The 24,656-nt window shown below is 61.0% G+C and carries 22 protein-coding genes; 11 read left to right on the top strand and 11 right to left on the bottom strand.

The features are described 5' to 3' along the window. Nucleotides 1–95 precede the first annotated feature (95 nt). The 5 genes from HKD27_RS03700 to HKD27_RS03680 are packed head-to-tail and all read right to left on the bottom strand — an operon-like array spanning nt 96 to nt 4,718. Complete coding sequence (locus HKD27_RS03700; RefSeq protein ID WP_194688430.1) at nt 96–1,499, bottom strand: nucleobase:cation symporter-2 family protein; 1,404 nt, start codon at nt 1,497–1,499, stop codon at nt 96–98. A gap of 9 nt (nt 1,500–1,508) precedes the next feature. Next, nucleotides 1,509–1,841: a hydroxyisourate hydrolase gene (gene uraH / locus HKD27_RS03695; RefSeq protein WP_041111445.1), complete on the bottom strand. Its 333-nt coding sequence runs from the start codon at nt 1,839–1,841 to the stop codon at nt 1,509–1,511. Beyond that, a complete protein-coding gene (uraD, locus tag HKD27_RS03690) occupies nt 1,838–2,362 on the bottom strand; it encodes a 2-oxo-4-hydroxy-4-carboxy-5-ureidoimidazoline decarboxylase (protein WP_194688431.1) in 525 nt (174 codons plus the stop codon). Before uraD ends, uraH begins: the two co-directional genes overlap by 4 nt. Beyond that, on the bottom strand, nt 2,359–3,258 hold the full coding sequence (gene puuE / locus HKD27_RS03685) for an allantoinase PuuE (RefSeq protein ID WP_194688432.1): 900 nt from the start codon (nt 3,256–3,258) through the stop codon (nt 2,359–2,361). Before puuE ends, uraD begins: the two co-directional genes overlap by 4 nt. A 14-nt stretch (nt 3,259–3,272) precedes the next feature. Beyond that, nucleotides 3,273–4,718, bottom strand: coding sequence for a SidA/IucD/PvdA family monooxygenase (locus HKD27_RS03680; protein WP_194688433.1), 1,446 nt, complete (start codon nt 4,716–4,718; stop codon nt 3,273–3,275). Nucleotides 4,719–4,891: 173 nt separating this feature from the next. Here HKD27_RS03680 and HKD27_RS03675 point away from each other — a divergent pair, with 173 nt between their 5' ends. The 3 genes from HKD27_RS03675 (at nt 4,892) to HKD27_RS03665 (ending at nt 8,960) form a co-directional block, all read left to right on the top strand. Continuing rightward, nucleotides 4,892–5,803 (top strand): LysR family transcriptional regulator, encoded by a 912-nt coding sequence (locus tag HKD27_RS03675; protein WP_062496490.1) that lies wholly within the window; start codon nt 4,892–4,894, stop codon nt 5,801–5,803. Nucleotides 5,804–5,988: 185 nt separating this feature from the next. Continuing rightward, a complete protein-coding gene (locus HKD27_RS03670; RefSeq protein WP_062496484.1) occupies nt 5,989–8,316 on the top strand; it encodes a TonB-dependent receptor in 2,328 nt (775 codons plus the stop codon). A gap of 113 nt (nt 8,317–8,429) precedes the next feature. Beyond that, entirely contained in the window at nt 8,430–8,960 is a 531-nt protein-coding gene (locus HKD27_RS03665; RefSeq protein WP_194688434.1) for a cupin domain-containing protein, read from the top strand. A 73-nt stretch (nt 8,961–9,033) separates the two neighbouring features. On the opposite strand, the gene HKD27_RS03660 is transcribed toward HKD27_RS03665, so the two are convergent. After that, entirely contained in the window at nt 9,034–11,130 is a 2,097-nt protein-coding gene (locus HKD27_RS03660; protein WP_194688435.1) for a protein-disulfide reductase DsbD, read from the bottom strand. A gap of 127 nt (nt 11,131–11,257) precedes the next feature. Beyond that, the gene (locus tag HKD27_RS03655; protein ID WP_194688436.1) at nt 11,258–12,349 is read right to left on the bottom strand and encodes an SDR family oxidoreductase; all 1,092 of its coding nucleotides are present in this window, start codon (nt 12,347–12,349) and stop codon (nt 11,258–11,260) included. Nucleotides 12,350–12,458: 109 nt separating this feature from the next. Between HKD27_RS03655 and HKD27_RS03650 the strand changes: the two genes are divergently transcribed. From HKD27_RS03650 to HKD27_RS03630, 5 genes are all read left to right on the top strand, one after another. Next, entirely contained in the window at nt 12,459–12,848 is a 390-nt protein-coding gene (locus HKD27_RS03650; RefSeq protein ID WP_194688437.1) for a helix-turn-helix domain-containing protein, read from the top strand. Between the two features lie 126 nt (nt 12,849–12,974). Then, nucleotides 12,975–15,482, top strand: coding sequence for a mechanosensitive ion channel family protein (locus tag HKD27_RS03645; protein ID WP_194688438.1), 2,508 nt, complete (start codon nt 12,975–12,977; stop codon nt 15,480–15,482). A 224-nt stretch (nt 15,483–15,706) separates the two neighbouring features. Further along, the gene (locus HKD27_RS03640; RefSeq protein ID WP_194688439.1) at nt 15,707–16,018 is read left to right on the top strand and encodes a hypothetical protein; all 312 of its coding nucleotides are present in this window, start codon (nt 15,707–15,709) and stop codon (nt 16,016–16,018) included. Between the two features lie 15 nt (nt 16,019–16,033). Next, on the top strand, nt 16,034–16,267 hold the full coding sequence (locus HKD27_RS03635; protein ID WP_052327471.1) for a hypothetical protein: 234 nt from the start codon (nt 16,034–16,036) through the stop codon (nt 16,265–16,267). Between the two features lie 79 nt (nt 16,268–16,346). Further along, entirely contained in the window at nt 16,347–16,898 is a 552-nt protein-coding gene (locus HKD27_RS03630; RefSeq protein WP_194688440.1) for a hypothetical protein, read from the top strand. A 68-nt stretch (nt 16,899–16,966) separates the two neighbouring features. Here the strand turns inward: HKD27_RS03630 and HKD27_RS03625 are convergent, their stop codons facing one another. Both HKD27_RS03625 and HKD27_RS03620 read right to left on the bottom strand, forming a co-directional pair. Beyond that, complete coding sequence (locus tag HKD27_RS03625; protein ID WP_194688441.1) at nt 16,967–18,193, bottom strand: YncE family protein; 1,227 nt, start codon at nt 18,191–18,193, stop codon at nt 16,967–16,969. Beyond that, complete coding sequence (locus HKD27_RS03620) at nt 18,190–18,996, bottom strand: creatininase family protein (RefSeq protein ID WP_370544225.1); 807 nt, start codon at nt 18,994–18,996, stop codon at nt 18,190–18,192. Before HKD27_RS03620 ends, HKD27_RS03625 begins: the two co-directional genes overlap by 4 nt. Nucleotides 18,997–19,168: 172 nt before the next feature. Between HKD27_RS03620 and HKD27_RS03615 the strand changes: the two genes are divergently transcribed. Next, a complete protein-coding gene (locus tag HKD27_RS03615; RefSeq protein ID WP_194688443.1) occupies nt 19,169–19,666 on the top strand; it encodes a DUF2721 domain-containing protein in 498 nt (165 codons plus the stop codon). 283 nt (nt 19,667–19,949) lie between these two features. Further along, nucleotides 19,950–20,087 carry a hypothetical protein gene (locus HKD27_RS03610; protein WP_153429664.1) on the top strand — a complete coding sequence of 46 codons (138 nt, stop codon included), beginning with the start codon at nt 19,950–19,952 and terminating at the stop codon, nt 20,085–20,087. Between the two features lie 78 nt (nt 20,088–20,165). Here the strand turns inward: HKD27_RS03610 and HKD27_RS03605 are convergent, their stop codons facing one another. Both HKD27_RS03605 and pstS read right to left on the bottom strand, forming a co-directional pair. Further along, the gene (locus HKD27_RS03605) at nt 20,166–21,413 is read right to left on the bottom strand and encodes a multidrug effflux MFS transporter (RefSeq protein WP_194688444.1); all 1,248 of its coding nucleotides are present in this window, start codon (nt 21,411–21,413) and stop codon (nt 20,166–20,168) included. A gap of 146 nt (nt 21,414–21,559) precedes the next feature. Continuing rightward, a complete protein-coding gene (gene pstS / locus HKD27_RS03600) occupies nt 21,560–22,588 on the bottom strand; it encodes a phosphate ABC transporter substrate-binding protein PstS (protein ID WP_194688445.1) in 1,029 nt (342 codons plus the stop codon). A 332-nt stretch (nt 22,589–22,920) separates the two neighbouring features. Between pstS and HKD27_RS03595 the strand changes: the two genes are divergently transcribed. Then, nucleotides 22,921–24,624 carry a hypothetical protein gene (locus tag HKD27_RS03595; RefSeq protein ID WP_062496471.1) on the top strand — a complete coding sequence of 568 codons (1,704 nt, stop codon included), beginning with the start codon at nt 22,921–22,923 and terminating at the stop codon, nt 24,622–24,624. The last annotated feature ends 32 nt before the right edge of the window (nt 24,625–24,656 follow it).

Here is a 24,656-nt window from a genome sequence, read left to right as displayed (position 1 = left end):
CCGGCAGGGATCTCGATCCCTGCACCCTGTTTTTGTGAATCGGTGTCCAGAGAGGCCCCCGGCCTTTGGCGGGTTTCAGGGCAGAGCCCTGAACCTCACCCTTCCCGGATGCGCTCGTCGATCAGTGCCTCGCGCGGCACATCCGTCGCATGAGCCGCCTCGTGAATCGTCCGTTTCACGTTGAAAATCAGATGCAGCAGGATCGCTGACAGGGACCCAAGCGTAATCCCGCTGCCAAACACGATCTTCGCCCACATCGGAAACGTATCGGAAATATGCGGCTGGGCCGTCGCCAGCATGCTCAGCCCGATGCTGGTCCCCACAATAATCACATTGCTCTGCCGGTTGAAATCCACCCGTGACAGCGTCTGCACGCCCACGACGGCCACAGTCGCGAACATCGCCAGCGCCGCTCCCCCCAAAACCGGCAGCGGCACCGCAGCCACCAGCGCACCCAGACGCGGCAGGCAGCCGAGCATCATCATAATGACCGCCGCCGCCGCTACGACCCAGCGGCTCTTCACCCCCGTCATCCGCACCAGACCGACATTTTCGGCAAAGCACGTATAGGGAAAGGAATTGAGCACGCCACCAAGCATGGTCGCGATACCATCGGCGCGCAAGGTGCGGGCAATGTCTTCGGACGTAATCGGCTTGTCGACGATTTCACCCGTCGCATAGACGTTGCCGATCGTCTCGATCATGGAAATCGTCATGACGATCACCATCGACAGGATCGAGACCGGATGAAATGTCGGCATCCCGAAATAGAACGGATGCGTGATGGACAAAAGCGGCGCAGATGCCACATCCCCGAAATTCGCATCCCCCAGCATCCAGGCCACCAGTGTTCCCAGAACCAGCCCAATCAGCACGGCAATCGTGGCAATAAACCCGCGGAACAGGCGCTGGATCACCAGAATGGAGGCCAGTGTCCCCAGCCCGTACCAGATGCTCCTCAGCGGAACATGGTCTTGCATGACTGACGGACTGGCACCCGAAACAATGTCATTCGCCGCGACCGGCAAAAGCGCCAGACCGATAATGAGAATGATGGACCCCGTCACAACCGGCGGGAAAAACCGTACCAGTCCCGCAAAATGCCGCGCCATCAGCAACGTGACGAACCCCGCCACGATGACGGACCCGTAAATGGACAAAAGCCCCGGCGTCCCGCCCCCGACAGCAGAGCCAATGGCAATCATCGGCCCCACGGCCGTGAATGTCACACCCTGCAACAGCGGCAGCCGAACCCCGACCGGCCCGAACCCCACCGCCTGAAGCAGGGATGCAATCCCGCAGGTGAACAGATCCGCATCGATCAGATGGATCAGCGTCTCGCGCGGCAGATGCAGCGCACCCGCAACAAGGATCGGCACGATGACCGCCGCCGAATAGAACGCCAGCACATGCTGCAACCCATAGGCCCCAAGCCGCCAGACCGGCAGTTTCTCGTCAACGGGATGCAGACCGGTCGTCGCGGCGTTCTCGGCAGTCATGAAAAGCCCTCAGCTTCCGCGATAGGTGGAATATCCGAACGGCGCCGCCAGCAGTGGCACATGCGCATGAGCCTCCGCCGCCAGTCCGAACACGATCGGCACCACATCCAGGAATGGCGGATCGGACAGGACCTGTCCGCCTTTTCTGAAGTAATCGCCAATCCGGAATTCCAGACAGTACGTCCCTTTCGAAACTGCAACATCCCGCAGTTCCGGGCAACGCCCGTCTGCATTCGTCTGCCCTTCGAACAGAACCTGCTCTCCTTGCAGAAGACGCAGCTTCACGCCCGCAGCCGGCTTGCCGGAAACCGTATCAAGAACATGCGTGGACAGAGAACTCATGACGCAACCAGATCCTTCAGACGAAGTGCTGCAATGGCATCGATCTGCGTCAGCGCCTCCGTCAGTTCCTTTTCGGGAGTGCCAGCCAGACGGCGCTCCATTTCATCCATAATGACGGTCTTCGCAGCTTTTCCGGGTGCGGCCACTTTGCGCACGCAGATCACGAACGGCATGGAAAACCGCGCGCGATACGCGTCATTCAGCCCCCGGAAGCGCTCATATTCCGCAGGCGTCAGACGATCCAGCCCGGCCGAAGCCTGTTCCGAGGCGGAATGTTCCGTCAGATCCGGATCAATCCCGGCCCGGTGCCCAAGCTCCGGATGCGCCCGCACCAGCGCAAGCTGTGCCTCCGCTCCGGCAGAGCGCACAGTCTGCGCAAACGCGGAAAGCATCGCGTCCACATCCGCAAAAGGCCGCGCCTTCAGCGCCCCTTCCGCCACCCAGGGGGAATGTTCATAAAGCCCACCGAACTGCGCGACAAACGCTTCATCCGACAGCGCATTAACGTCCGAAATGTTCATACCGGATGCACAGCCAGCCAGTGCCGCGCAATATCCAGCCGTGTCGCCACCCAGACATCCTCGTGCTTCTGGATATGCTGCAGAAATTTCAGCAATCCCATCGCACGCGCCGGCTTGCCCGCCAGACGACAATGCAGCCCGACCGACATCATCCGCCCGCCCTCGCGGTACAGCATGTCAAACGCATCACGCAGATAGACGAAGAACTGCTCGCCTTCCGTAAAGCCGTTCAGTGCCGCGAACTTCATGTCATTGGCATCAAGCGTATAGGGCACGATCAACTGCGCACGGCCATTGGTCCGATCATAATACGGCAGGTCATCCGCATAGGAATCCGCGTCGTAAACAAAGCCGCTTTCTTCCGCGACCAGACGCGCCGTATTCGGGCTCGTGCGCCCCTGGTACCAGCCGAGCGGCCGCTCACCCGTCACTTCGGTATGCAGCGCAATCGCCTCGCGGATATGCGCGCGCTCCACGTCTTCGGGAAAATCCTGATAATCGATCCAGCGCAGGCCATGGGACGCAATCTCCCAGCCGCTCTCCTTCATGGCCGCCACGGCATCCGGATTGCGGGCCAGCGCCTTCGCCACGCCAAACACCGTCACCGGCATCCCGGCTTCATCGAACAGACGACGCAGCCGCCAGAACCCGGCCCGGCTTCCATATTCGTACAGACTCTCCATCTGCGCACAGCGCGCCCCAATGATGGATTTCGTGCCGATCATTTCGGACAGGAATGCTTCGGATCCCGCATCACCATGCAGAACCGAGTTTTCCGCGCCTTCCTCGTAATTGATGACGAACTGCACGGCGATGCGCGCACCATTCGGCCATTTCGGATCAGGCGGCGTGCGGCCATAGCCGATCATGTCCCGCGGATAGCTGTCCTGAGTCATGGGCGTCTCCCTTCTCAAAGCACCGGCGGATCGAGGCTGACGAGTTCTTCCGTGTCATAGGCCAAGAGGCTCGCCAGATGCTTCTCGCTATCCTCGACGAACAGATCCCGCGCAATACCCCGCGCCAGCTTTTCCACGCCAAAACGCATTCCGCTGATGGAGGCGCCGGAAAGCCCCATGCTCGGCATGGCACCGAACGTGAAATTGTAGATCGCCGCCAGCATCGGCGCCTTCGGATCGGCCTTGTCTTTGGGCAGGAACTGGAATCGCGCGCCCAGATAAGGATGGCTGCCCAGGAGCTCGCTTTCTTCCCCAGCAGGCGGCGTGAAGTGATCGCGCCACAACATGACCGAAGACGCAAAATCCTGTGTTTCCGGCCGCTGCGACAGGTCGATCGAGAATCCCGTTCCGATGATCAGAAAATCAAACCGCATCTCGCCCTGCGGCGTCGTCACCACGACTTCATCCCCGTCCATCCGCGTCGCCGTCCAGGGCGTGCCGGGACGGAAGGCGAAGTTCTCGTGACGGCGGCAGCGCCAGAACGTGTCCTGCGGCGGCGGCTGGTTCAGGCTGTAGATCTGCCGCATGAAACGCCAGCGCGTCAGATCCGGCAGTTCCGAGAAATGCGCGAGAAAGCCCGCATTTTCCATCCAGCGATACGGATTGATCGCCGGGATCTTTGCCCGACGCAGGCACAGATCCACCCGTCCCGCACCCTTTTCCAGAGCCGTCGCCGCATTATCAAACGCCGAAGCCCCCGCGCCCAGAACACCGATCCGCTTGCCCTTCAGCGCCTCGAAATCAATGTCTTCATGTGTGTGCGCATAAACGGACTTCGGCAGTGTGTCGGAAATGAAGGACGGCACATGCCACGTCCCGCCGCCCTCGATGCCCGTCGCCAGAACCATCCGCCGCGCCAGACGCACCGTTTCCTGACCGGCCGCGTTGTGGAACGTCAGCCGCAGCAGACCATTGTCCCAGCCCACATGCACCAGTTCCTGATCATTCACGACCGGGATATCGAGCGTCTCGCGCACCCAGTCCAGATAGGCCTGCCAGTCATGGCGGGAAATCTTGTCCAGTTCCTCCCAGGCCTTCGCCCCATAACGCGCCTCGAACCAGGACTGCGGCGTCAGATTCGGGATCCCTAGATCCGGTCCCGTCACATGCTTGGGCGTGCGCAGCGTAATCATGCGCGCAAACGTCACCCACGGACCTTCGCCACCTTTGGAAGCCTTTTCAAAGACTTCCACATTGGTCACACCCTGCCGGCGCAGACCGAAGCACGACGTGATGCCCCCCTGTCCCGCACCGATGATGGCCACATCCAGAACCGCCTTCCCGTTCCGCTCCTGCGTCAGGCTCCAGTTGCCGGTCGCATAGCGGATTTTCGCCAGATCCTCCCGCACACGCTCCGAAAGCGCAGCCAGAGCATCGACGGGGGAAACGGTGGATGTCATGTGGTCAAATCCCAAAAAACCGGTACGGACAAAGCAGCATCCGGACGCCGCCAGACCGTCTTTCCGCAACAAAATGACAGGTCACCTGTCGGTCGGGATAGTTTCATACCGTCGTAAGGGCGTATACTCCATAAAAACGCATCTCCCGTTCGCAAAAAGAGAGCAGTTCTTCCATGCCTGTCTTCTCACGCTTCCTGCGTTACTTTCTTGCCGTGGCCCAGCACGGATCGATCCGCCGGGCTTCCGAACACCTGCGCATCGCCGCCTCAGCCATCGACCGGCAGATCCTGCAGGGCGAAGAGTCCCTCGGCACTCCTCTCTTCGAACGTCTCCCCACCGGCCTGCGCCTGACGGCAACGGGGGAGCTCCTCTACGCCCACGGCAAGCAGTGGTCGCGGGACCTGACCAATATGTGCGTCCAGATCGAGGACATGCGCGGCCTGCGCCGGGGACAGGTGGACATCGCCGTCCCCGACGCCCTGACCCGCGGGTTCCTCCCGCGCCTGCTCCGCGCCCTGCGCACGACTCATCCCGGCATCACCATCTGCACCCATGTCCTGGACAACAGCCGCATCCAGGGGACTCTGATCGACGGGGCAGTCGATGTTGCCCTGCTCCTCAATCCGACCCATGCCCGCGGGCTTCTGGTCCGCGCCCACAAGGACTTCCCGCTCGGCTTCATCTGCCTGCCGAACCATCCCGTCGCCGAGCGCAAGAGTGCCCGCTTCAGCCTGGCCATGAACTACCCGATGATCATGCCCCAGGCCCCGCTTGCCCTGCAACGCCAGATCGAGATCCTGGAAATCGACAGCAATCTCGACATCCAGGCCGCCGCAGCATCCGACAACATCCAGATGATCAAGTCGCTGGTCCGCGAAGGCGTCGGCCTCGGAATCCTCAGCGCACTTGACGTCATGGAAGAGGTCACACGCGGCGAACTGGCTTTCATTCCGATTTCCAATCACGATCTTGCCCCCCTGACACTCGCGCTCTGCGTGGATCATTCCCGCCAGCTTTCCGGCGCCGCGCGGCTCGTGATTTCCGAGCTCGAAAAGGAGTTCCTATCCCCAGAGCCACAGCCATAGGTCGGCCCCTGACCTGTGCGTCCATTGGGAGACATAGACTGTCACATTTTTGCACCACCCTAAAAAAGGCAATGGCCTGCCCTGCATTTTATCTTTGGTGCGGATAGGCCATCCGTTTTACATCCACATTTCGAATAAATACCGTTCCCAAAGTGAACCTTTCGTTTCGACAGGAGCCCGGCAGCATGAAAGACAACCGTTGGTCACCGGGCTATCGACGCCAGCTCCTTGCCGTAACCTGTCTTGCCGGCAGCGCCCTCGTGGCTTTCGGTACAGGTGCCCGCGCCGCACAGACCACGAAACACCCCGTTTCGCGCCATCATACGCCCGCCCATAGCACAGCCCGCAGCGCTGCAGCACCAGCCCGGCCGGCAGCCAAACCGCGCGCCCATGCGCTTGATGCCGCCGCGGCCGAAACAGTCTCCGTCACGTCCTCGCGCCGCGCCCTGAACGGCGGCGGCGGTATGATGCGGGTCGAAACCGCACCACATGCCGTGCAGACCGTCACGAAGGAATTCATCGACATGCGCGCGCCGACCAGCACCGCGCTTGACCTGATCCAGAACCTGCCGAGCCTCAACGTCACCACCCCGGATTCGTCGGGTATGGAAGGCGGCCAGATCCAGTCCCGCGGCCTGACGGATCTCGATATGGGCCTGATGGTAGACGGCGCCCCCGCCGCAGCCGCCAAGTATCTGAGCGAAAACGTCGATTCCGAGAACCTTGAAAGCGTCAGCGTCACACCGGGCTCCTCCGCAACGGATCTTCCCGTCATGTCGGCCGCCGGTGGCGTCATGGCCGAGGAAACCCGCACCCCCTCGCAGAAACGCGGCGGCCTGATCGACTTCTCCTACGGCACCAACAACCTGTCGCGCGAGTTCATCCGCCTCGAATCCGGCGAGATCGGCCATAGCGGCGTGCGCGGCTATTTCTCGTTCTCCAACACGCATGCCCGGTCGTGGATGGGCGCTGGCATCAACCAGCGCAAGCACATCGATTTCGGCCTGCAGAAAGACTGGAAGAACGGCTCCAACGCCAAGTTCTTCCTGTCCTGGAACTCGGCTGACTTCATCATCGACAATTACCCGACTTCCGACCAGTTCTTCCGCTACAAGCACACCGGACAGGGCTACGGTCGTACGAACGACAAGACGAGCAACAACTATTGGGGCAACAACAATGATCACTGGAACCAGATCTTCATCTCGGCTCCGGTCCATATTGCCCTGCCGTCCCGCCTGTCGCTCGACATCCACCCCTATTTCAGCTTCGGACAGGGCTGGGACGCTTCGCCTGACGGAACCACAACCGATTCAAGCGGCGCCACGCGCGGCCTGACCAGCTACTTCCTGCAGAACGAATACCGCTCGGTCGGTACAGTCGCGAAACTCAACTGGGAGATCGACCGTCACAACACGTTCTCGGTCGGCTACTGGTATGAAAACACCCAGACGATCCAGTCCTATCCCACCAGCTACCAGATGCCGGACGGCAATGCGGCCAGCCCGAACAACGCGGCCTATCTGATTTCCGCCGGCGACAAACAAACGGCGGGTTACGAGATCCACTCGCTGTTCGTTCATGACACGGCCAAGTATTTCAACGATCACCTGACGGTCGATGCCGGCTTCAAGTTCGTCATGACGAACATCTGGAACAAGGACTATTACGGCCGTCAGGAAGCCAACCGCACGGCCCCCCTACCCCAGCTTTCGATCGGCTACCGCATCGATAACCACAGCCAGGTCTACCTGAACGTGGAAGGTGATTACCGTCAGCCCAGCGCGGTCGATCTCGGCTGGCTCTACACCAGCGTCGCGATCCCCAAGAACCAGTATTCCATCAAGGAAGAACTCGGCTACCGCTATCATGACGACCACATCATCGCGGACGTCGCCTTCTTCAACTACAACGTCACGAACCGCATCGTGGACCAGTATGTCGGCATGAACAGCTACAAGCCGTTCAATATCGGCAGCCAGCAGATGCGAGGCTTTGACGTGATGGTCGCGGCACGCCCGATCCATGGCTTCAGCCCATACGCCTCGGTCGAATACCTGCATGCCACTCAGGACAGCAACGTCTTCGATCCGTATCTGAACACGATGCTGCACTCAAAGGGCACGCAGGCCGTCATGGCCCCGCATGTCATCGCGAATTTCGGCCTGACCTACACCTACAAGGGCTTCTTCGCGAATGGCTCCGTCCACTACACCGGGCCGCAGTCCGTCAGTGTCGCCGGCGACCAGCGCATTCCAGGCTACGTCACCGATACGCTCTCGATGGGCTATCACTTCAAGCCGTTCATGTTCGCGCAGTCCCCGACCTTCCGCCTGAACTTCACGAACCTCACAGGCTCCGTCGTCCGCACGGGCGCCATGGGCGCGGTCTACAGCGCCAAGGACCCGAGCACCGTCTACAGCGGCAACATGGCGTCCTATACCGGCTACGGAAACTCCTTCATGGTCGCTCCGCGCTTCACCATGACCGGAACGGTCTCCACCGCCTTCTGATTCTATGGGGCAGGACCCCACCGGTTCCTGCCTCCGCGTTCCAAACCGGCTCTCCTCCAGCGCGTTGCCGCAAGACGGCACGCATACGCCCTTACGGGACGGAGGAGACCCCCATGCCCCCCGGCAACATTTCAAGAAAGCATTTCGCCAGCTCAGCCCTGGTGCTCTGCACAACGCTGATTGTGACACCGCTCGCGCACAGCGCCCCGGTGCCGACGGAACCCGCGCCGGACCAGTCCGCCGTCACCATCATTCCGGGCTCGGACGCCGTGAAATGGCAGCCGGCTCCCGTCATGTTCCCGCACGGAACGAAAATGGCCATCCTGACCGGCGATACCAGCAAGCCGGGCCCCTTCACCCTGCGCGTCATGATGCCTTCGGGCTCTTTTATCCCGCCCCATACCCATAATCTGGACGAAATGCTCACCGTCATCAGTGGCGATATCCAGCATTTCGTAGGCCAGAGCCTGGCCACCACACAGCAGCGACATCTCGGCCCGGGCGGCTTCGTACACCTGCCGGTCAACGTGCCCCATGCCATCAAGGCCGGCAGCCAGGGCGCGGTGCTTCAGGTCTCAGGCATGGGGCCGTTCAGCATGACGTATGTGAACCCGCAGGACGATCCCCGAAACACGGGCCGCTGAAAGCCGCAGGATATGAAAAAACCCTGCTCCCGGACCGGGAACAGGGTTTTCAAAACTCCAGAAAGCGGTGCGCTTATTTCCCGATCGTTGAGGTCACAATCCCCGGCGTCAGGATCTGCGGCAGAACGACGCCCTCCTGATGCGGCGCATAATAGATATAGAACGGCACGCCATCGCGCCCATGCGCCTTGAGGAAATCCCCGATCGCGGCATCACGGTTCGTCCAGTCACCCTTGAGGAACACGATCCCGCGGGACCGGAAAGCCTCCTGAACGGACGGCACATCCAGCGCCACACGCTCATTGACCATGCAGGTAATGCACCAGGACGCTGTCATGTCGATGAATACCGGCTTACCCTGCGCCCGAAGCTCCGCCAGACGCGCCTCGGAGAACGGTTCGACACCCGCTTCCACTGCCGCGGCCGCCACGGGAGCAGGCGCGGCCCGCAATCCCTGCGCCAGTGCCGCACCGCAGACCACAACACATAGGGCTGCCATAACCCGGCAGAACGCCACCGTTCCACGGCCCCCCTCCAGCATCGAACGACGCTGCCCGACACCATAGATCCAGCCCGCAAAGCCGAGTAGCACAATGCCCCCAGCCGTCAGCGCCACGAACGTCACGCCCCGCTGGATCGCTGCGACCCAGAGCAGCCACACACAGGTCGCAAACAGCGGAAACGCCAGAACCTGCTTGAGAATCCCCATCCAGGCTCCCGGCTTCGGCATCCGCGACGCCACGCCCGGAACCCCGGCCACGAGAATATACGGAAAAGCCAGCCCCAGCCCCATCGCCAGGAACACCAGAACCCCCATCACCGGCGGCCCACCCAGTGCGCCTGCAATGGCAACACCCATGAACGGTGCGGTGCATGGCGTCGCCACAATAACGGCCAGCAGACCCGTCATCATGTCTCCGCCGCGACCGCTCCCGGTCTGGACCTGCCCCAAACGCCCGGCGCTGACTTCAAACACGCCCAGCAGATTCAACCCCATCAGGAACAGCAGCCAGCAGACCGCCACCACAAATCCCGGCGACTGGAACTGAAAGCCCCATCCGGCCGCAGACCCGGCCAGACGCAGCCCGATCATGACGATGCCCAGAGCCGCAAAGGCACCCATCACCCCGATCGTATAGAACAGCGCGCTCTGAAGCTGCACACCCCGTCCGGCACCGCCCATTTTCGCCAGAGATAGTGCCTTCATCGCCAGAACCGGAAACACGCACGGCATCAGGTTCAGGATCAGGCCACCGACAAAGGCAAACAGCAAAACCCGCAGCCAGCCTGCCCCCGTCGGTACATCCGAAGCCGGTGCCACATCCGCCTGTGCAGGAGCCGCAGCAGAGGCGACACCCCCAACCGGACGCGCCTCAATCTGCAACGGGCTTTCCTGCCCCGCCGCATCCTTGAGCACGACAACACCCACAAGCGGCTTATCCCGATGCGCCGTTTTCAGAAACTTCAGCCCCAGCGTCAGCTGTCCGTCCAATACATGCAGTGGCTGATCTGCCACCTGATCGATCACGCCCCCATCCTGCGGCAGGAACCACGCCTGCGACACGGACGCCGCAGAGAGTCCCTTACCCGAAAGGGTCAGAACACCATCAGCAGAAACACTGGCCGCAAACGGCGACGCCACCGGCATGGCCGCATCCGCCTTGTGGAACAGCGCAGCCTGCGCCCCTTCCGGAGCATCCTGAGCCGCAGCCGGCAGTGTCAGCGTGAAATCACCACTTTCCGGAATGCAGACCTGCGCACAGACAAGCCACTCTCCATGCGCATGAAGCGTCGTCCCACCAGAACCCTTGAGAACCAGATCCTCCGGCAGCGTCACCTCATTGACATAGGCGTAGGACATGAGGCCGCCCTCACTGATCCGCACCGGCACAGGCCAGTGGATCGGACCGCCCTTGCCTGTCGCGCCACCATCAGCGGTCACATCCAGCGTCGGCGTATCCCCGGCATCGCCCGGATTGATCCAGTAGGTATGCCAGCCCGGCTTGAGCTGAAGCCGCAGCCCGACACGCAGATGCCGGTCCGGCCCGACCGCATCGCGATCCGTGACAAGGGTTGCGGTATCGTTCGCAGACGTGACAGGCGCGCTCTCCGCTGCCAGCGCGGCCGCAGACCCCAGGCCAAGAAACCCTGCCAGAAGCAGGGCGGACATGCTGAACACTCGATGCAAGACAGGCTCATTCCAACAATCAGGACAGAACCGCAACCATACCACTGACTGAAACGGAAAACAGGACCTTTACGGTAGCCAAACCGCAAAAGCCCTGAAAAACCGTCCCTTACGGGATCAGTCGTTCCGCCCGCAGACGGGTGAACAGGTCGGTAAAAGAGTCCGGCGTGTACTGGTAATCCAAAAACCCGGCGCAGCGGCTCTTGCTCATATCCGTCACACATTCGACCGGCCGGCCCAGATCCGCATCCGTATGCCAGGCCGAGGCCAGCCGCCCGATCCGGCTCTCCGTCAGACCGTATTTCGCGGCAATCCGTTCCCAGAGTTCTGCATCGCCAGACAGCGCTTCTTCAAGCGAGGTCACATGCCCCGGATAAGGCGCAGCCTCAATCCCGAACCATGCCGCCAGACGCGGCCACAGCCATTTCCAGCGCACCAGATCGCCATTCACAATATTGAACGCCTCGTTCCGGCCCGCCGCAGACGTAGATGCCCAGAGCAGCTGCCGCGCCAGTTGCCGCGCATCCGTCAGATCGGTCAGACCCTCCCACTGCACAGGCGATCCCGGAAAGACGAAGGGCCGCCCGGTCTCCCGGCAGATCGTCGCATAGACCGCCAGCGTACTGCCCATGTTCATCGCATTGCCGACCGCATAACCGATCACCGTATGCGGACGATGCACGCTCCACGAAAAACCATGCCGCTCGGCCGCTTCATACAGCGCGTCTTCCTGATCGTAATAGAAGTTCCGCAGATCCAGCCGGGGCACTTCCTCCCGAAACGGCGTCACGGGCGGCTCACCCGACGCATAGGCCTCGAACGGGCCAAGATAATGCTTCATGCCGGTCGTCAGCGCTGCATGAACCAGAAGCCCCGGCTCCGGCAGGGCCGCGAACAGATTACGCACCATCGCCGCATTGACGCGGCAGTTCTCTTCCTCGGTCGCCTGACGCATCCAGGAGCAGAAGAAAACATGGCTCGGCCGCAGATCCTTCAGCGCCCCGGCGAGCGAAGGCGGATCCAGCAGATCGGCCGCCACCGGCAGCTCGCCCGCCACATCATGGCGCGGCCGGCGCGCCAGACCATGCACCGTCCAGCCCTCGGCCACGAGACGCGCCGCAAGATTCTGGCCGACGATACCTGTCGCCCCGACCACCAGGGCGGTCCGGGTCGGTGTCACAGCAGGAACAGATGAGGTCATGGGAATTTTCCTTTGCAGAAAACGGGGTCTGCTCCACATCTGATACGACATCCCCATTTCCACCAGACGGCACCTTTTCGTGCCTTGGTGACCAGAAGGTTCCCAGTCCATGACATCGCCGCTGCCCGATCACTACCGTCAGGCACCTTTCGCCGAAGACTGTGCGCCGCGACGGATTCTGAGGCTCTTCAGCGGCAAATGGACCACCATGATCCTGCACACGCTGCATCTCCTGGGCGGTACGGCCCGCCCCGGAAAGCTCCAGCGCAGCATCCCCGATCTGTCGAAAAAAATGATGACCCAGACTCTTCGTGATCTTGAGTCGCAGGGCCTCGTCCGCCGCAACGTCCGGCAGATCATGCCACCCCATGTCGATTACAGCCTGACGGAACTCGGGCAGACCTTCGTGGAGCCCGTCGAGCTGCTCTATCACTGGGCCATCCGCAACGCCGATGCGCTCGACCGGCTCGCACGGAACGAGGTCCCCCCTTCCGAATGAAACAGCCGCATGAAGAGGGTAGGACAGGGCCGGCGCCCTGTGCCATGTTTACAGCACCAGACCGCCCCCGGCGGACCACCCCGCGCGAACGCCAGACCGCGTAATTTCCAAGGACTCACCAGACCGATGCCGTCGATCCCCCGTCCCGACCCGTTTCCATCGTCTCCCATACGAACCGGACGCGCCGTCCCCGGCATCTTCCTCTTCCTGCTCCTCGGTGTCCTGGCGCTGTTTCCGGCCCGGGCGGCCGACACCACCACCCCGCTGAACCAGCAGGAAGCACAGCAGCTCCTCAACGTCCTGAACAACCCGAAAGAGCGGGATGCCTTCACCCACACCCTGTCCCTGATGGCCCGCGGCCTTCAGGTCGAGACCCCGGCCACCGCTCCTGCAGCAGCCCCGGCACCTGCGACCGCAGCGCCGGCAAAAGCCGCACCGGCCAAAGCGGCCGCCGCCAAGCCGGTCGCCGAAGTCCCGCCCGACATCCATACCGGCCTGAGCAGCATCCGCCTTCAGGCGCTGGGCTATCTGCACAATTTCCTTGGCCTGTTCAGCGATCTCGGGATCGTCGGCCGCTGGGCGCACACAACCCTCGCCTCGGCGGATACCCGCACCACGATTCTTCATGCTTTCGCGGGTGGCCTCGCGGCCATGATCTGCGGCATCGCACTGGAACGGATCGTCTCCCTCAGCCTGCGCAAACCCCTTCACCAGCTCACACAGAACGCTGAAAACAGGGAACAGCGCAACACAACCGAAACCGATGCCACCACGCCAGCGGAACCCATCGTCGACGGCTCCAGCCAGACCCGCGCCGCCGACCAGCGGCGACAGGTCGAGACCCTGCGGTTCCTCGCCCGCGTTCCCTACGCACTGGGGCATTTCGCGCTGAAGGCCATTCCGGTCTTGGCCTTTCTGGCCGTCGCCTATCTCGCGGTTCTGGTCCTGCCCTGGAGCGAGAAGACTGACAACGTCATCACAACGCTCGCGAACTGCTACGCCGCCGCCCGCTGCCTGTATCTGTTCGTCGAGACCGGCTTCGCACCGCGCTCCCCCACCATCCGTCTGCTGCCTGCAACGGATGCAACGGCCTTCCTGCTGACCCGCTGGTGGAACGTGCTGGTGGCAGCGCCGGCCATCATCTTCTGCCTCTCTACACTGGGCAGCCAGTTCAACCTGTCTCCGCGCGGCACGGACGCCATGATCCGCGGCGTGGTCCTGATCGAACACATCCTGATCGCCGTCTTCATCTGGCGCATCCGGCACCTCGTCAGCCGCGCGCTCCAGCCCCGCGCCGTTCCCAATACCGCGATGTGGACCTTCATCGTCGCCATCACCCGCCTGTGGTGGGTCCCGGCCATGTTCCTCGACGTGTCACTCTGGGTGGTCTGGGCCGCGCATCTGCCCGGCGGCTATCGCTGGATCCTCGACACCACCGGCATCACCATCGGCATCCTGGTCGCCTCGCGGCTGGTCGCGGTCATGGCCTACGGCCTGCAGGACCGCTTCTTCCGCATCAACCCGGCCCTGACCGAACGCTTCCCCGACCTCCAGAAGCGCGCCGACCGCTACTATCCCTTCGCCCGCAGGATCCTGACCGGCGTTCTCCTGTTCCTGACCCTGATCGCCATGACCGAAGCCTGGGGCCTGCCCACTTTCGGCTTCTTCCTGCACAACGCTGTCGGCCGTCACCTGATGGACGCTGTCCTGACGATGCTTGTCGCCCTCAGCGTGGCCGTCACGCTGTGGGAAATCATCAACGCCTTCCTCAGCCAGCAGCTCAGCCGTTTTGAAAAGTCGGACCAGCTTTCCCGCGCCACCCGCCTGCGCACGGTCCTGCCCATCATCCGTACCGTCCTGCTGGCGATCATCATCATCATCGTCGCCGTCACGACGCTCTCGCAGATCGGCATCAACGTCACCCCGCTGCTCACCGGTGCGGGCATCATGGGTGCCGCCATCGCCTTTGGTTCGCAGAGCCTGGTCAAGGACTTCATCACAGGCTTCTTCATGCTTGTCGAAGACGCCATCCAGGTGGGGGACTGGGTCACGACCGGCGGCGTGTCGGGAACGGTGGAAAACCTCTCGATCCGCACCGTGAAGGTCCGCGACATCAACGGCGACCTTCACATCATCCCGTTCTCTTCCGTCTCCTCGATCGCCAACACCGCCCGTGGCTACAACCAGGTCATCGTCAAGCAGCAGCTCGACCTCTCCGAGGATCTGCCACGCGTGACGGCCATCATGGCGAAAACGCTCAAGGAAATGCGCGACGACCCGGTCTTCGGCCCCATGATCCTGTCGGACTACAACGATCTGGGCGTGGACAACAGCGACAGCGGCGGCGCCACCCTCCTCGGCAGCTTCCGCACGACTCCGATGATGAAATGGAAGGTCAAGCGCGAGTTCTACCGCCGCATCACCAACCTGCTGGCTGCAGAAAACGTCAAGTTCTACACCGGCACGTCCTACTTCACGACGCCGCCGGGCAACGCCATGTGCATCACTGCAGACGTCACCCTGCCGGCACCGGCCAACGACGCTCCTGCCACGCCAACGCCACCAGCAGCCCAGAAGCCCGCGCCAGAAACGGCCCAGGACAACGGCAAGCCGGACGGCAACGCACCGGCCTGACCCCAGACCGGCCCATGGGCGAGGCGATGCCATTCCGGCATGCTTCGCCCATAATTGTTAATCAATTAAATAAAGTCTTGATTTAAGGTTCCGACAGGATCATCCTGTCTCCATATTATCGAGAACCCTCCTCACCGCTGCCACGCAGACGATTTCCCGGCCCGATTTTCCTGTGGCCCCGCATCGCCCGCCAAACGGCGAGGATCATGCCAAGGAATCCAGCGATGTCTCTAGTCCTGGTCTCATCAGAGCCGTCCGAACCCGATCAGAAAACCGTCACGGTCGCCCCCACCGATACCCCCATGACCACGCCCGATCCCGCCACCCTGGCCGAGAAGAACCGCCAAGAAGAGCAGGTCCTGAAAAAGCGTTTCATCGGCATGGTCCTCGGCCTTGTGTTCGCGCATGTCTATGTAGCGCTCGCGCTGGCCTATTCCTACATGGACGACCACAACCACCTGCACACCTGCTGGCTTCCGCTGCTCGGGGCCTTCATCTGCGGGATGATCTTCGTCTTCCACGTCTCGATCTCGTAATCAGGAGAGGCCTCCATGACCCGTACCGTCCGCCACGCATGGCTCCAGCCCTTCCTGTCCACGACATTGTGGACCCTCGTCCTGATCGACATCGCCGTCATGACCTATCTGGAAAATCAGGATTTCTTCAAGGATTACGCCGGATGGGCCTGGCCCTCCGTCCTGATCACCGGGATCATCGGCTACTTCATCGGCCCGGCAATTGACCGTCTCTTTTCCAGAAAATCTTCCAGCGCCAACAGGCCGTAAAGTACGCAGGGCCAGAGTGACTGTTCAGACAGCTCTGTTTCTGGCACCGGGAAGGTTCACCGATTTCAGGATGATGAGCATGATTGCTCCAGGTGCAAACGGCATCACACGATATGCTCACCTGATTCGGACCCGGAAGTACGTTGCGGTGATCTCGATGGATAACCGGGGAGGAAGTTTCTTCTCGGTCACCGGATGGTCGACGTTCATTGACCGCAAGAACGCCACGCCGGAATGGATCGGCGAAAATCTCCGGAGAGCCCTTGAGACAAGCCGTGATCTTTTCATGGAATGGGGCGGTTACCCGCTCCCGCAAGACAAGATTGATGCGGAAAAGAAAAAATCCGGCCCGCTCTTCCATGAGTTCTGGGAGAAGGTCCGGGAGAAATACGGTTTCAAGGAAGCGCGGGACGCACGATGCAAATCCGCCTTAGTTTTTATAAACTGGGAGTGCGAACAGACAGATCAGGTGCGGTTTGCCGCTTCAAAGGGACGAGGAACCAGTCACTCAGCCTGGTATACGAACGAAAACGAAGGAAAAGTCTTCCACGCGTCGTTCAATGCCAGCAATGAGGAGTTCGGAGAGGTCGCCCTACAGGCCCTCGACGTCTGCCGCCCCAACTACCTGTAAAGCCACGCCCAATAAAAAAGGAGACAGAATACCTGCCTCCCTTTGCCGATCCATCAATCCTGCAGACCTTACCGCAGGATGCCCGTATGCCCGACGCTGTAGCGTCCCGGCTGCGGCCAGACCGTCAGACCATGCGGTTCGGCACCCACCGGGATCTTGCGCATCGCACCCGTGTCGGTGTCAATTGCATAGACGACGTCATCGAACCGGCCCGACAGCCAGAGCAGCTTGCCGTCCGCGCTGACATTGCCCATATCCGGGCTGCCACCACCGGGAATCATCCAGGTCTTGATGACCTTGTCCGTCGCGAAATCAATGATCGACACGCCACCCGGCCCATGCTTCGGACCATGGATGCGGTGTGAGCCACGATTGGCGACATACATCAGCTTGCCATCACGGCTCGGATACAGGCCATGCGTGCCGATCCCCGTCGGAATGAAGCCGGTCTCCGTAAACGAATCCCCATCCACAACAAACACGCCGTCCGCCATCATGTCGGCCACATAGAACTTGTGACCATCCGGCGCCGTCAGAATATCCTGCGGCATCCCACCCTTGGACAGCTTCAGCATCCCGATCATCTTCAGGTTCACCGTATCGACCTTGGCGACATAGCCGCCGAACTCGCAGGTGAAGATCGCGTATCTGCCGTCGATGGAGAAATCAGCGTGATTGACGCCCTTGCATTCCGGCGTCTCGACCGAGCCCTTCAGCTCCATCGTATGCGGATCGCGGAAGTCCAAACGCTTGTGCGCTTCGGCGACCGTGATCGCGTATTTCCCGTCCGGCGTGAAATACATGTTGTACGGATCATCCACGGCAATGGACGGACCGGGCTTGGCCGTCGCCGGATTGATCGGCGTGAGCGACCCGTCCGGACGGCCTTCGCTGTTATTCGTCACCCACAGCGTCCGCAGATCCCAGGACGGCACCACATGCTGAGGCGAGTGCCCGACCGGGAACGTGTCCACGACCTGAAAGGACACCGGATCAATGACGGACACGCTGTCCCCACGCAGGTTCGGCACATAGACGCGGGCCGGATCATGCGCGATCGCCGGCGAGATATGGGAGGGAGTCGTCTCGCTATAGATGTTCTTCGGGTCGATGACCGGCGGCATGCCCGGGATCGTCTGGATACCGGACGCAGCTACAGGCGCCGTTGCGGCGACAGGAGCGGACGCATCGGCCGGCACCGGCACCATCGGCGCACTCGGGGAGTATTCCTGCGCATGGGCCGCGGCAGCTCCCAGCAGCGTCATCGCCACCAGAAGAGGAGTCTTGAATGTCATGGATGGCTCCTTTGGAAAGACTGGATTGCCGCAACCGCGGTCCGGATCTGCATTTCCGTGCCGATCCGGCCGAGCCCGGCCGATGCACGCCGCGGATCGCCACCATAGACGCCATCGGCCGCACCCGGTTTCGGAGCCGCGCGCAACGCATCCTGACGCACAAGCGACGGATCGACCGCCAGCATCAGCGACGTATCGCTCAGCTCCGCATGAAGCCCCACCTCGGCCCCATAACCCTGCGCGCGCAGGGCATCGGCATACTGGTGAGGAACGACTTCATAATAATCGCGCAGGTAAAGCACGGCGGCCTGACCCTTCCAGGCACGATTCAGCTCCTGCGCCACCTGCGCCATGAAAGACTGATATCCTCCATGATCGCCCAGCAGCACGATCCGCTTGAAGCCCTGAACGCGGAAACTCTCCGCAGCCCCTTTAAGCAGCCCTTCGAACACGGCAGGTGGTACGGAAATCGTGCCTGGAAACTTCATGTGGGACGTGCGGGGACTCGTCGAACCCTCGGGCACATAGGCCACGACAGGGGCCACCAGCGTATGCCCGGCCTGAACCGCAATCGCATCAGCCAGGACCTGCGCCCGCACATTATGCTTGCCGACCGCCATGTAAGGACCGCTCTGCTCGGTTCCGCCCACGGGAATGATGACCGTATCCGTCCCCGCCTTCACATCCTGCGTCACCTCGGTCCAGCTCCGGCAGGCGAACTCGGCCTGAAGCGCCAGACCGCTGCAATGCGCGCCTTCACCGGCCATACCCTGCGCCTGCACAACCGGGACAGACAGACCCATCCCGGCGCAGAACAGGACGATATGACGGGACAGGCGAGACAGGTTGAACATCCGGGCCGGAACACCTCTGGCAATGGCTGCCCTTCCCTACTCCATCTTGGGCCGCCTTTTCCAGAGCCGGGATTGCAGCCTTCCGGTCTTTCCGGAAACGGATCATGCAGTATAAGACCTCATGGCTTTCCCGATTTCCTATGATCCCGATCCCGTCGACAGCGCCGCACACCTGATCCAGGTCGCGCTCACCCCCGTTTTCATGCTGTCGGGCATCGGCACTCTCATCAACGTGTTCAACACGCGCCTGGCCCGCGTCGCCGATCATCTCGAAGACGTGCGCAAGAAACTCGGCAGCCCGAAAACGGACGACACCCCGGCCGATCCCGTCGACAGCCCCGAACGCCTCAAAACCCAGCAGACTCGCCTGCACCGCCGCGTCTTCGTGCTGGATGCCGCGATTCTCCTCAATGCCATCGGGGGTGCCTCGACCTGCGGCGCGGCCATGGCACTGTTTGTCGGCTCGATCCGGGATGCTTCGACGTCAGCATGGCTGCTCGCACTTTTCGGCATAGCTCTCGCCTGCACCGTCGGATCGCTCATGTTCTTCCTCGCCGATACCCTGCTGAGCTGGCACGGACTGCGTCGCGACACCGATCTGAGCCTCGACGCGGAATAGCCTTTCGCGCAATTTTATTTCAAAAACCACCCGGGACGGTACTCTTTCTCGCAAGAAATGCCGATCTGCTAGCGCATCCCGCTTTACTTTAACAAAAGCGAAATAATCGCCTGGCAGGAACAAAAACGACGTCTCCGCAAAGACGGCAAAAGTTTAAAATGCATTTATGCACGGAATGCAGGGCTGACCCTGCATCTGTATTTGTTGCTTTGGACCCCGATTCTGGAGTTTCTCCCGCTGCACGCCGCAAGACGGCAAACAGAACCACACGGAGATTTTCCAAATGACGTCCATGACCCTGATCCACCTGATCGGCCTTCCCACCAGCCTGCTCGCACAGTTCTCGATGGTTGCTTTCGTTCCGATGATCGGCGCGCTGATGATTGCTACGGTTGCTTCCGACCGCGTTTCCGAGAGCTGATCCCAGTTATCTCGGGACAGGCCCGGCCTTCGTGCCGGGCGTCCCGCTTTTCCCTCTCCCGGCTGACGCGAACCGCGCTCAGTGCCGGATAGAGAGATAGGAGTCTGGATCCAGCCGGCGACGCCACAGATCGCACAGCCAGCAACAGCTGATCCCGACCAGCATTCCGATCGATGTCGACCCGACCCAGTGCGTCGGCAGAAACGACATCATGACCCCCGCCAGACCGGCGATCGTCCAGTTCATCGTTCCCATCAGCGCCGAAGCCGCGCCCGCCTGATGCCCATGATGCGTCAGCGCCAGAATGCCCGCGTTCGGCCCGATGAAGCCCAGCGAAAATGTCGTGCACCAGATCAGCGCGCACAGAATCCACGGATCCTGCGGTCCCGCAAATCCGCTCAGACACACCGCCACGGCCAGCACGCAGAACACCAGCACCGCCAGCATCCCGATTTCCATCACCCGCGTGAACAAAAACCGGGTGGCCAGCCGCGCATTGACCTGTGATCCCAGAATGAAGCCGACCCCGTTCAGCCCGAAGAAAATGGCGAACAGATGCGGCGAGAAATGCAGGATGTTCTCGAACAGCGCCGGTGCGTTGGACAGATAGGCAAACATCGTGAACGTCCCGAAGCTCACGACCATCACCGCGGAACAGAACAGCGGCTCCCGCAACAGATCCCGATAACGCGCCGCCATGCCGCTGACCGGCAGGGCAAAGCGTCGCTCCATCGGAAGTGTTTCCGGCAGCAGAAACAGCGTGCCGAAGAACATCACGATACCAAAGGCGACATTCGCCCAGAAAATCAGCCGCCAGTTCCCCAGATCCAGCAGGAAGCTGCCGATCGAGGGCGCCAGCAGCGGCCCCAGCCCGAAAATCAGCATCAGCTGTGACATGAGCTTCACACCCGCCGCCCCGGTCGCCACATCACGCACCATCGCGCGTGGCGCAACCGAGCTGATCGCACCGCCCAGAGCCGCGATGAAACGCAGCGCACAGAACATGTGGAAACTGGTCGTCAGGGCCAGCCCGACAGAGGCGAGGGCATACACCACCAGCCCGCACAGAAGCGGCAACTTGCGCCCATAGCGGTCACAGAGCGGCCCCAGGGTGAACTGTCCGATCGCCAGCCCCGCCAGCCACGCCGTCAGTGTCAGCTGTGCTGATCCGGGCCCATGCCCCAGATCATGCTCCAGGGCCGGAAACGCCGGCAGGTACATGTCTGTCGAGACGGGCCCCAGAATGAAGATCACACCGATCAGCACACGGGTCAGGGCATTCATCCCCGCAGGGGAGGTCTCTTCGGACAGCGACGTAACGGACACGCAGGCACCATGACTGGACAGAGCAGAAAACCGAAAACGGGCTTCCCCTGCTGGAGAAGCCCGTTTCCATACTCAACGCCTTTTTGTCCGGACTGACCAGCCCCGAATTCAGGAGCCATTCCTCATTCCGGACAGGGACGCAGACCTTACTTCGGCCAGTTGGCCAGAATATCCGTCTTCACGTTCTGCGGCAGACCGACATAGTCGAGGCGGGCATTGTCCGCGTCACCATGCTGGAAACCCCATGTAAAGAAGTTGCGCACAGCCTTGCCGGATTCCTTCTGGGCGGCATCAACCGGCACCAGAACGAATGTTGCCGTCACGATCGGCCAGGACGATGCGCCATCCGTGTCCAGCAGGTTCACCGCATAGTGATCGGCATGGGCCCAGTCAGCTGCCTTTGCAGCCTCAGCGAAGCTGGCCAGCGTCGGGGCAACGAAGGCACCGCTGTGGTTCTTCATCTGGGCGATGTTCAGGTGGTTCTGCGCGGCATAGGAATACTCGACGTAACCCACGCCACCTTCGGTCTGACGCACCATGGCGGCAATGCCATCATTGCCACGTGCGCCCGAACCGCCTGGCCAGGCGATGGACGTGCCGGCGCCGAGCTTCTGCTTCCAGGTCGGGGAAACCTGCGACAGATAGGACGTGAAAACGTAGCTCGTACCCGAACCGTCGGCGCGGTGGATCGGCGCAACATCCGTGTCCGGCAGGTTCAGACCCGGATTCAGGGCCTTGATTCGGTCGTCATCCCAGGTCGTGATCTCGCCGTCATACAGACCGGCCAGGGTCGGGCCGTCGAGACGGAGCTGGCCCGGAGCAATGCCCGGCACGTTCGCCACGACCACGATGCCGCTCATGACGGTCGGGAACTGGTACAGCTTTTCCTTCGCCAGACGGTCACCGCTCATCGGCTTGTCGGACGCGCCAAAGTCGACGGTGCGGGCGACCACCTGATCCTGACCGGCGCTGGATCCCACGCTCTGGTAGTTCACGGCGACACCGGCCTGGCTCTTGGCCGCCATGCCCCATGCACCATAGATCGGTGCGGCGAAGCTGGACCCTGCGCCCGTGATGTCCGCAGCCTGCGCCGACGACACGAACGGGGTCATGACAGCCGTGCCAAGGGCCGTGGCGACAAGAAGACCGAATAGCGGAACTCTGCTCTTGATCATGGGAATCCCTTATGGGGCGTGAAAACTGCGCCCTTAGTAACGCCGACCAGAAAACAGAAACAGTAGGCCATACGTGATAGTTTCATGACACTGTTCAGACATCGGAGCGTGCCGAAATGTCACACTCCTGCGTCCGTAAGCCGCCGATCCACCCGGCTTTCGCAACAAAACTGACATACACCCTTCGAAATCCCTAGTTTCCTGCGTCCTCCAGCCCGGAGTGTCATGAAACTGTCATGTTCCCGTCATGAAACCTTCCCATTATTTCAAAATGCGAATCAGATACCTGAACTGCGGAACACACGCCCTCCCCAGAAGGACGCACCGCAGCAATGGTTTTTTCTTTCCGCCGGACCACGGCCCTCTTGGCCACAACGACCCTGGTTTCACTTCTTCCTCTTTGTGGCCATGCCCGGGCCGCCGACCAGATGCAGATCATGGAACGGCAGATCCAGGCCATGCAGGCCCAGCTCAACAGCATGAAGAAAGAACATGCTGAAGAAGTAAAGCGCGCCCGCGCCGTTCTGGCCCACCAGCGGGAAGAAGCCGAAAACAACCCTTATGGCCAACGATCAAAAATGATTGGCCAACCGAATACAAAGATCCACACAGGTGGCATAACGATTGGCTCGATGCTGGCACCTCCACAGACGGCCAGCACGCCTTACGGTCAGATCACTGGCACACCTCCGGCCCATTCCAGTCTGTATGGCCCATTGCGTCGCGGTCAGATTCAGGTTGGTGGAGTGCGCATCACTCTGGGTGGTTTTGCTGAAGCCGCAACGATGTTTCGATCACGCAACACAGCTTCCGATATCTCAACAGGCTTCAATGCAATCCCTTGGGGAAATAACGCAGCCTATCATATGAACGAGTTCCATCAGAGTGAACGCCAGAGCCGTCTGGCAGCACTGGTTGAAGGAAAGATCACTCCTAAACTCGAAGCCGACGCCTATGTCGAAACAGATTTTCAGGGCGCAGGCTCGGCATCCAATTCACGCCAGTCGAACTCCTATGTCCTTCGTGCACGGCTTTTCTATGGGGAACTGAAAGATCAGGCGGACGATCTTCAGATTCTGGGCGGCCAGAACTGGTCTCTCATCACAATGTTCAACAAAGGCATGTCTGCTCGTGACGAACAGATTCCTCTCGTAATTGAAGCCCAGTATGTTCCGGGCTTCAACTGGACGCGAAACAGTCAGGTCCGCATCGTCAAAGGCTTCGATAACAGCCGCTATCACATTGGTCTTTCAATCGAAAATCCGTCCGCAGTCCCCACCGGGACGCCCTACACACCGACCGGCACGACTGTAACTTACAAAGAGACCGGTACGAATGTTAATAATTCGGACACATATTACGCAACCGATGTCGCTCCGGACATCATCGCCAAGTTTGCAGCCGATCCCGGCTGGGGCCACTACGAACTAACCGGCGTCATGCGCTTCCTTCATGACCGTACCAGCGTTACCGGCAGCGGTCAGAGCCATACTGCGGTTGCAGGCGGTGGCGGAGGAGCCCTGCTGCTTCCCCTTATCAAGAATAAGCTCTATTTTCAGGCATCAGGGCTGGTTGGACTCGGAATTGGCCGTTACGGCACCAGTAACATTCCCGATTACAGCTTCAATCAGAACGGCTCGCCCCATCCGCTGCCAGAAGCAAACCTTCTGCTCGGCCTGTACGGAAACCCGACCAAAGCCCTCAAACTTTACGGCTATGTAGGGGCCGAAACCGTCAGATCACGTGCGGCATATAACGTAGATGGCAAAGCGTACGGCTATGGCAACCCGCTTTACAACATGTCGGGCTGCAATACGGAACTCTCCTCACTCTGCGCGGCGAGTGGAAACGTCCGTACCGTCGCACAGGCTACAACCGGTTTCTGGTATGATGCCCTCAAAGGCAATTACGGAACTGTCCGTGTAGGCGCCCAGTACTCTTACACCTATGTGGAGGCATTCTCGGGAGTTGGAGGAACACCACACACCGATGACAACATGGTTTTTCTCTCATTCCGCTATATGCCATTCAACTAAATAGCCCGCTGAGGGTCACTATATTTCAGATA

It is taken from the genome of Gluconobacter sp. R75690 (assembly GCF_015244525.1).
In the GTDB taxonomy this organism is placed as follows: domain Bacteria; phylum Pseudomonadota; class Alphaproteobacteria; order Acetobacterales; family Acetobacteraceae; genus Gluconobacter; species Gluconobacter potus.
This window is presented reverse-complemented; position numbering and strand designations above follow the sequence as displayed.

Excerpts from the sequence above, each read along its gene's own strand:
- HKD27_RS03700 (WP_194688430.1), bottom strand. The coding sequence starts at position 1,499 with ATGACTGCCGAGAACGCCGCGACGACCGGTCTGCATCCCGTTGACGAG.
- uraH (WP_041111445.1), bottom strand. The coding sequence starts at position 1,841 with ATGAGTTCTCTGTCCACGCATGTTCTTGATACGGTTTCCGGCAAGCCG.
- uraD (WP_194688431.1), bottom strand. The coding sequence starts at position 2,362 with ATGAACATTTCGGACGTTAATGCGCTGTCGGATGAAGCGTTTGTCGCG.
- puuE (WP_194688432.1), bottom strand. The coding sequence starts at position 3,258 with ATGACTCAGGACAGCTATCCGCGGGACATGATCGGCTATGGCCGCACG.
- HKD27_RS03680 (WP_194688433.1), bottom strand. The coding sequence starts at position 4,718 with ATGACATCCACCGTTTCCCCCGTCGATGCTCTGGCTGCGCTTTCGGAG.
- HKD27_RS03675 (WP_062496490.1), top strand. The coding sequence starts at position 4,892 with ATGCCTGTCTTCTCACGCTTCCTGCGTTACTTTCTTGCCGTGGCCCAG.
- HKD27_RS03670 (WP_062496484.1), top strand. The coding sequence starts at position 5,989 with ATGAAAGACAACCGTTGGTCACCGGGCTATCGACGCCAGCTCCTTGCC.
- HKD27_RS03665 (WP_194688434.1), top strand. The coding sequence starts at position 8,430 with ATGCCCCCCGGCAACATTTCAAGAAAGCATTTCGCCAGCTCAGCCCTG.
- HKD27_RS03660 (WP_194688435.1), bottom strand. The coding sequence starts at position 11,130 with ATGTCCGCCCTGCTTCTGGCAGGGTTTCTTGGCCTGGGGTCTGCGGCC.
- HKD27_RS03655 (WP_194688436.1), bottom strand. The coding sequence starts at position 12,349 with ATGACCTCATCTGTTCCTGCTGTGACACCGACCCGGACCGCCCTGGTG.
- HKD27_RS03650 (WP_194688437.1), top strand. The coding sequence starts at position 12,459 with ATGACATCGCCGCTGCCCGATCACTACCGTCAGGCACCTTTCGCCGAA.
- HKD27_RS03645 (WP_194688438.1), top strand. The coding sequence starts at position 12,975 with ATGCCGTCGATCCCCCGTCCCGACCCGTTTCCATCGTCTCCCATACGA.
- HKD27_RS03640 (WP_194688439.1), top strand. The coding sequence starts at position 15,707 with ATGTCTCTAGTCCTGGTCTCATCAGAGCCGTCCGAACCCGATCAGAAA.
- HKD27_RS03635 (WP_052327471.1), top strand. The coding sequence starts at position 16,034 with ATGACCCGTACCGTCCGCCACGCATGGCTCCAGCCCTTCCTGTCCACG.
- HKD27_RS03630 (WP_194688440.1), top strand. The coding sequence starts at position 16,347 with ATGATTGCTCCAGGTGCAAACGGCATCACACGATATGCTCACCTGATT.
- HKD27_RS03625 (WP_194688441.1), bottom strand. The coding sequence starts at position 18,193 with ATGACATTCAAGACTCCTCTTCTGGTGGCGATGACGCTGCTGGGAGCT.
- HKD27_RS03620 (WP_370544225.1), bottom strand. The coding sequence starts at position 18,996 with ATGGGTCTGTCTGTCCCGGTTGTGCAGGCGCAGGGTATGGCCGGTGAA.
- HKD27_RS03615 (WP_194688443.1), top strand. The coding sequence starts at position 19,169 with ATGGCTTTCCCGATTTCCTATGATCCCGATCCCGTCGACAGCGCCGCA.
- HKD27_RS03610 (WP_153429664.1), top strand. The coding sequence starts at position 19,950 with ATGACGTCCATGACCCTGATCCACCTGATCGGCCTTCCCACCAGCCTG.
- pstS (WP_194688445.1), bottom strand. The coding sequence starts at position 22,588 with ATGATCAAGAGCAGAGTTCCGCTATTCGGTCTTCTTGTCGCCACGGCC.
- HKD27_RS03595 (WP_062496471.1), top strand. The coding sequence starts at position 22,921 with ATGGTTTTTTCTTTCCGCCGGACCACGGCCCTCTTGGCCACAACGACC.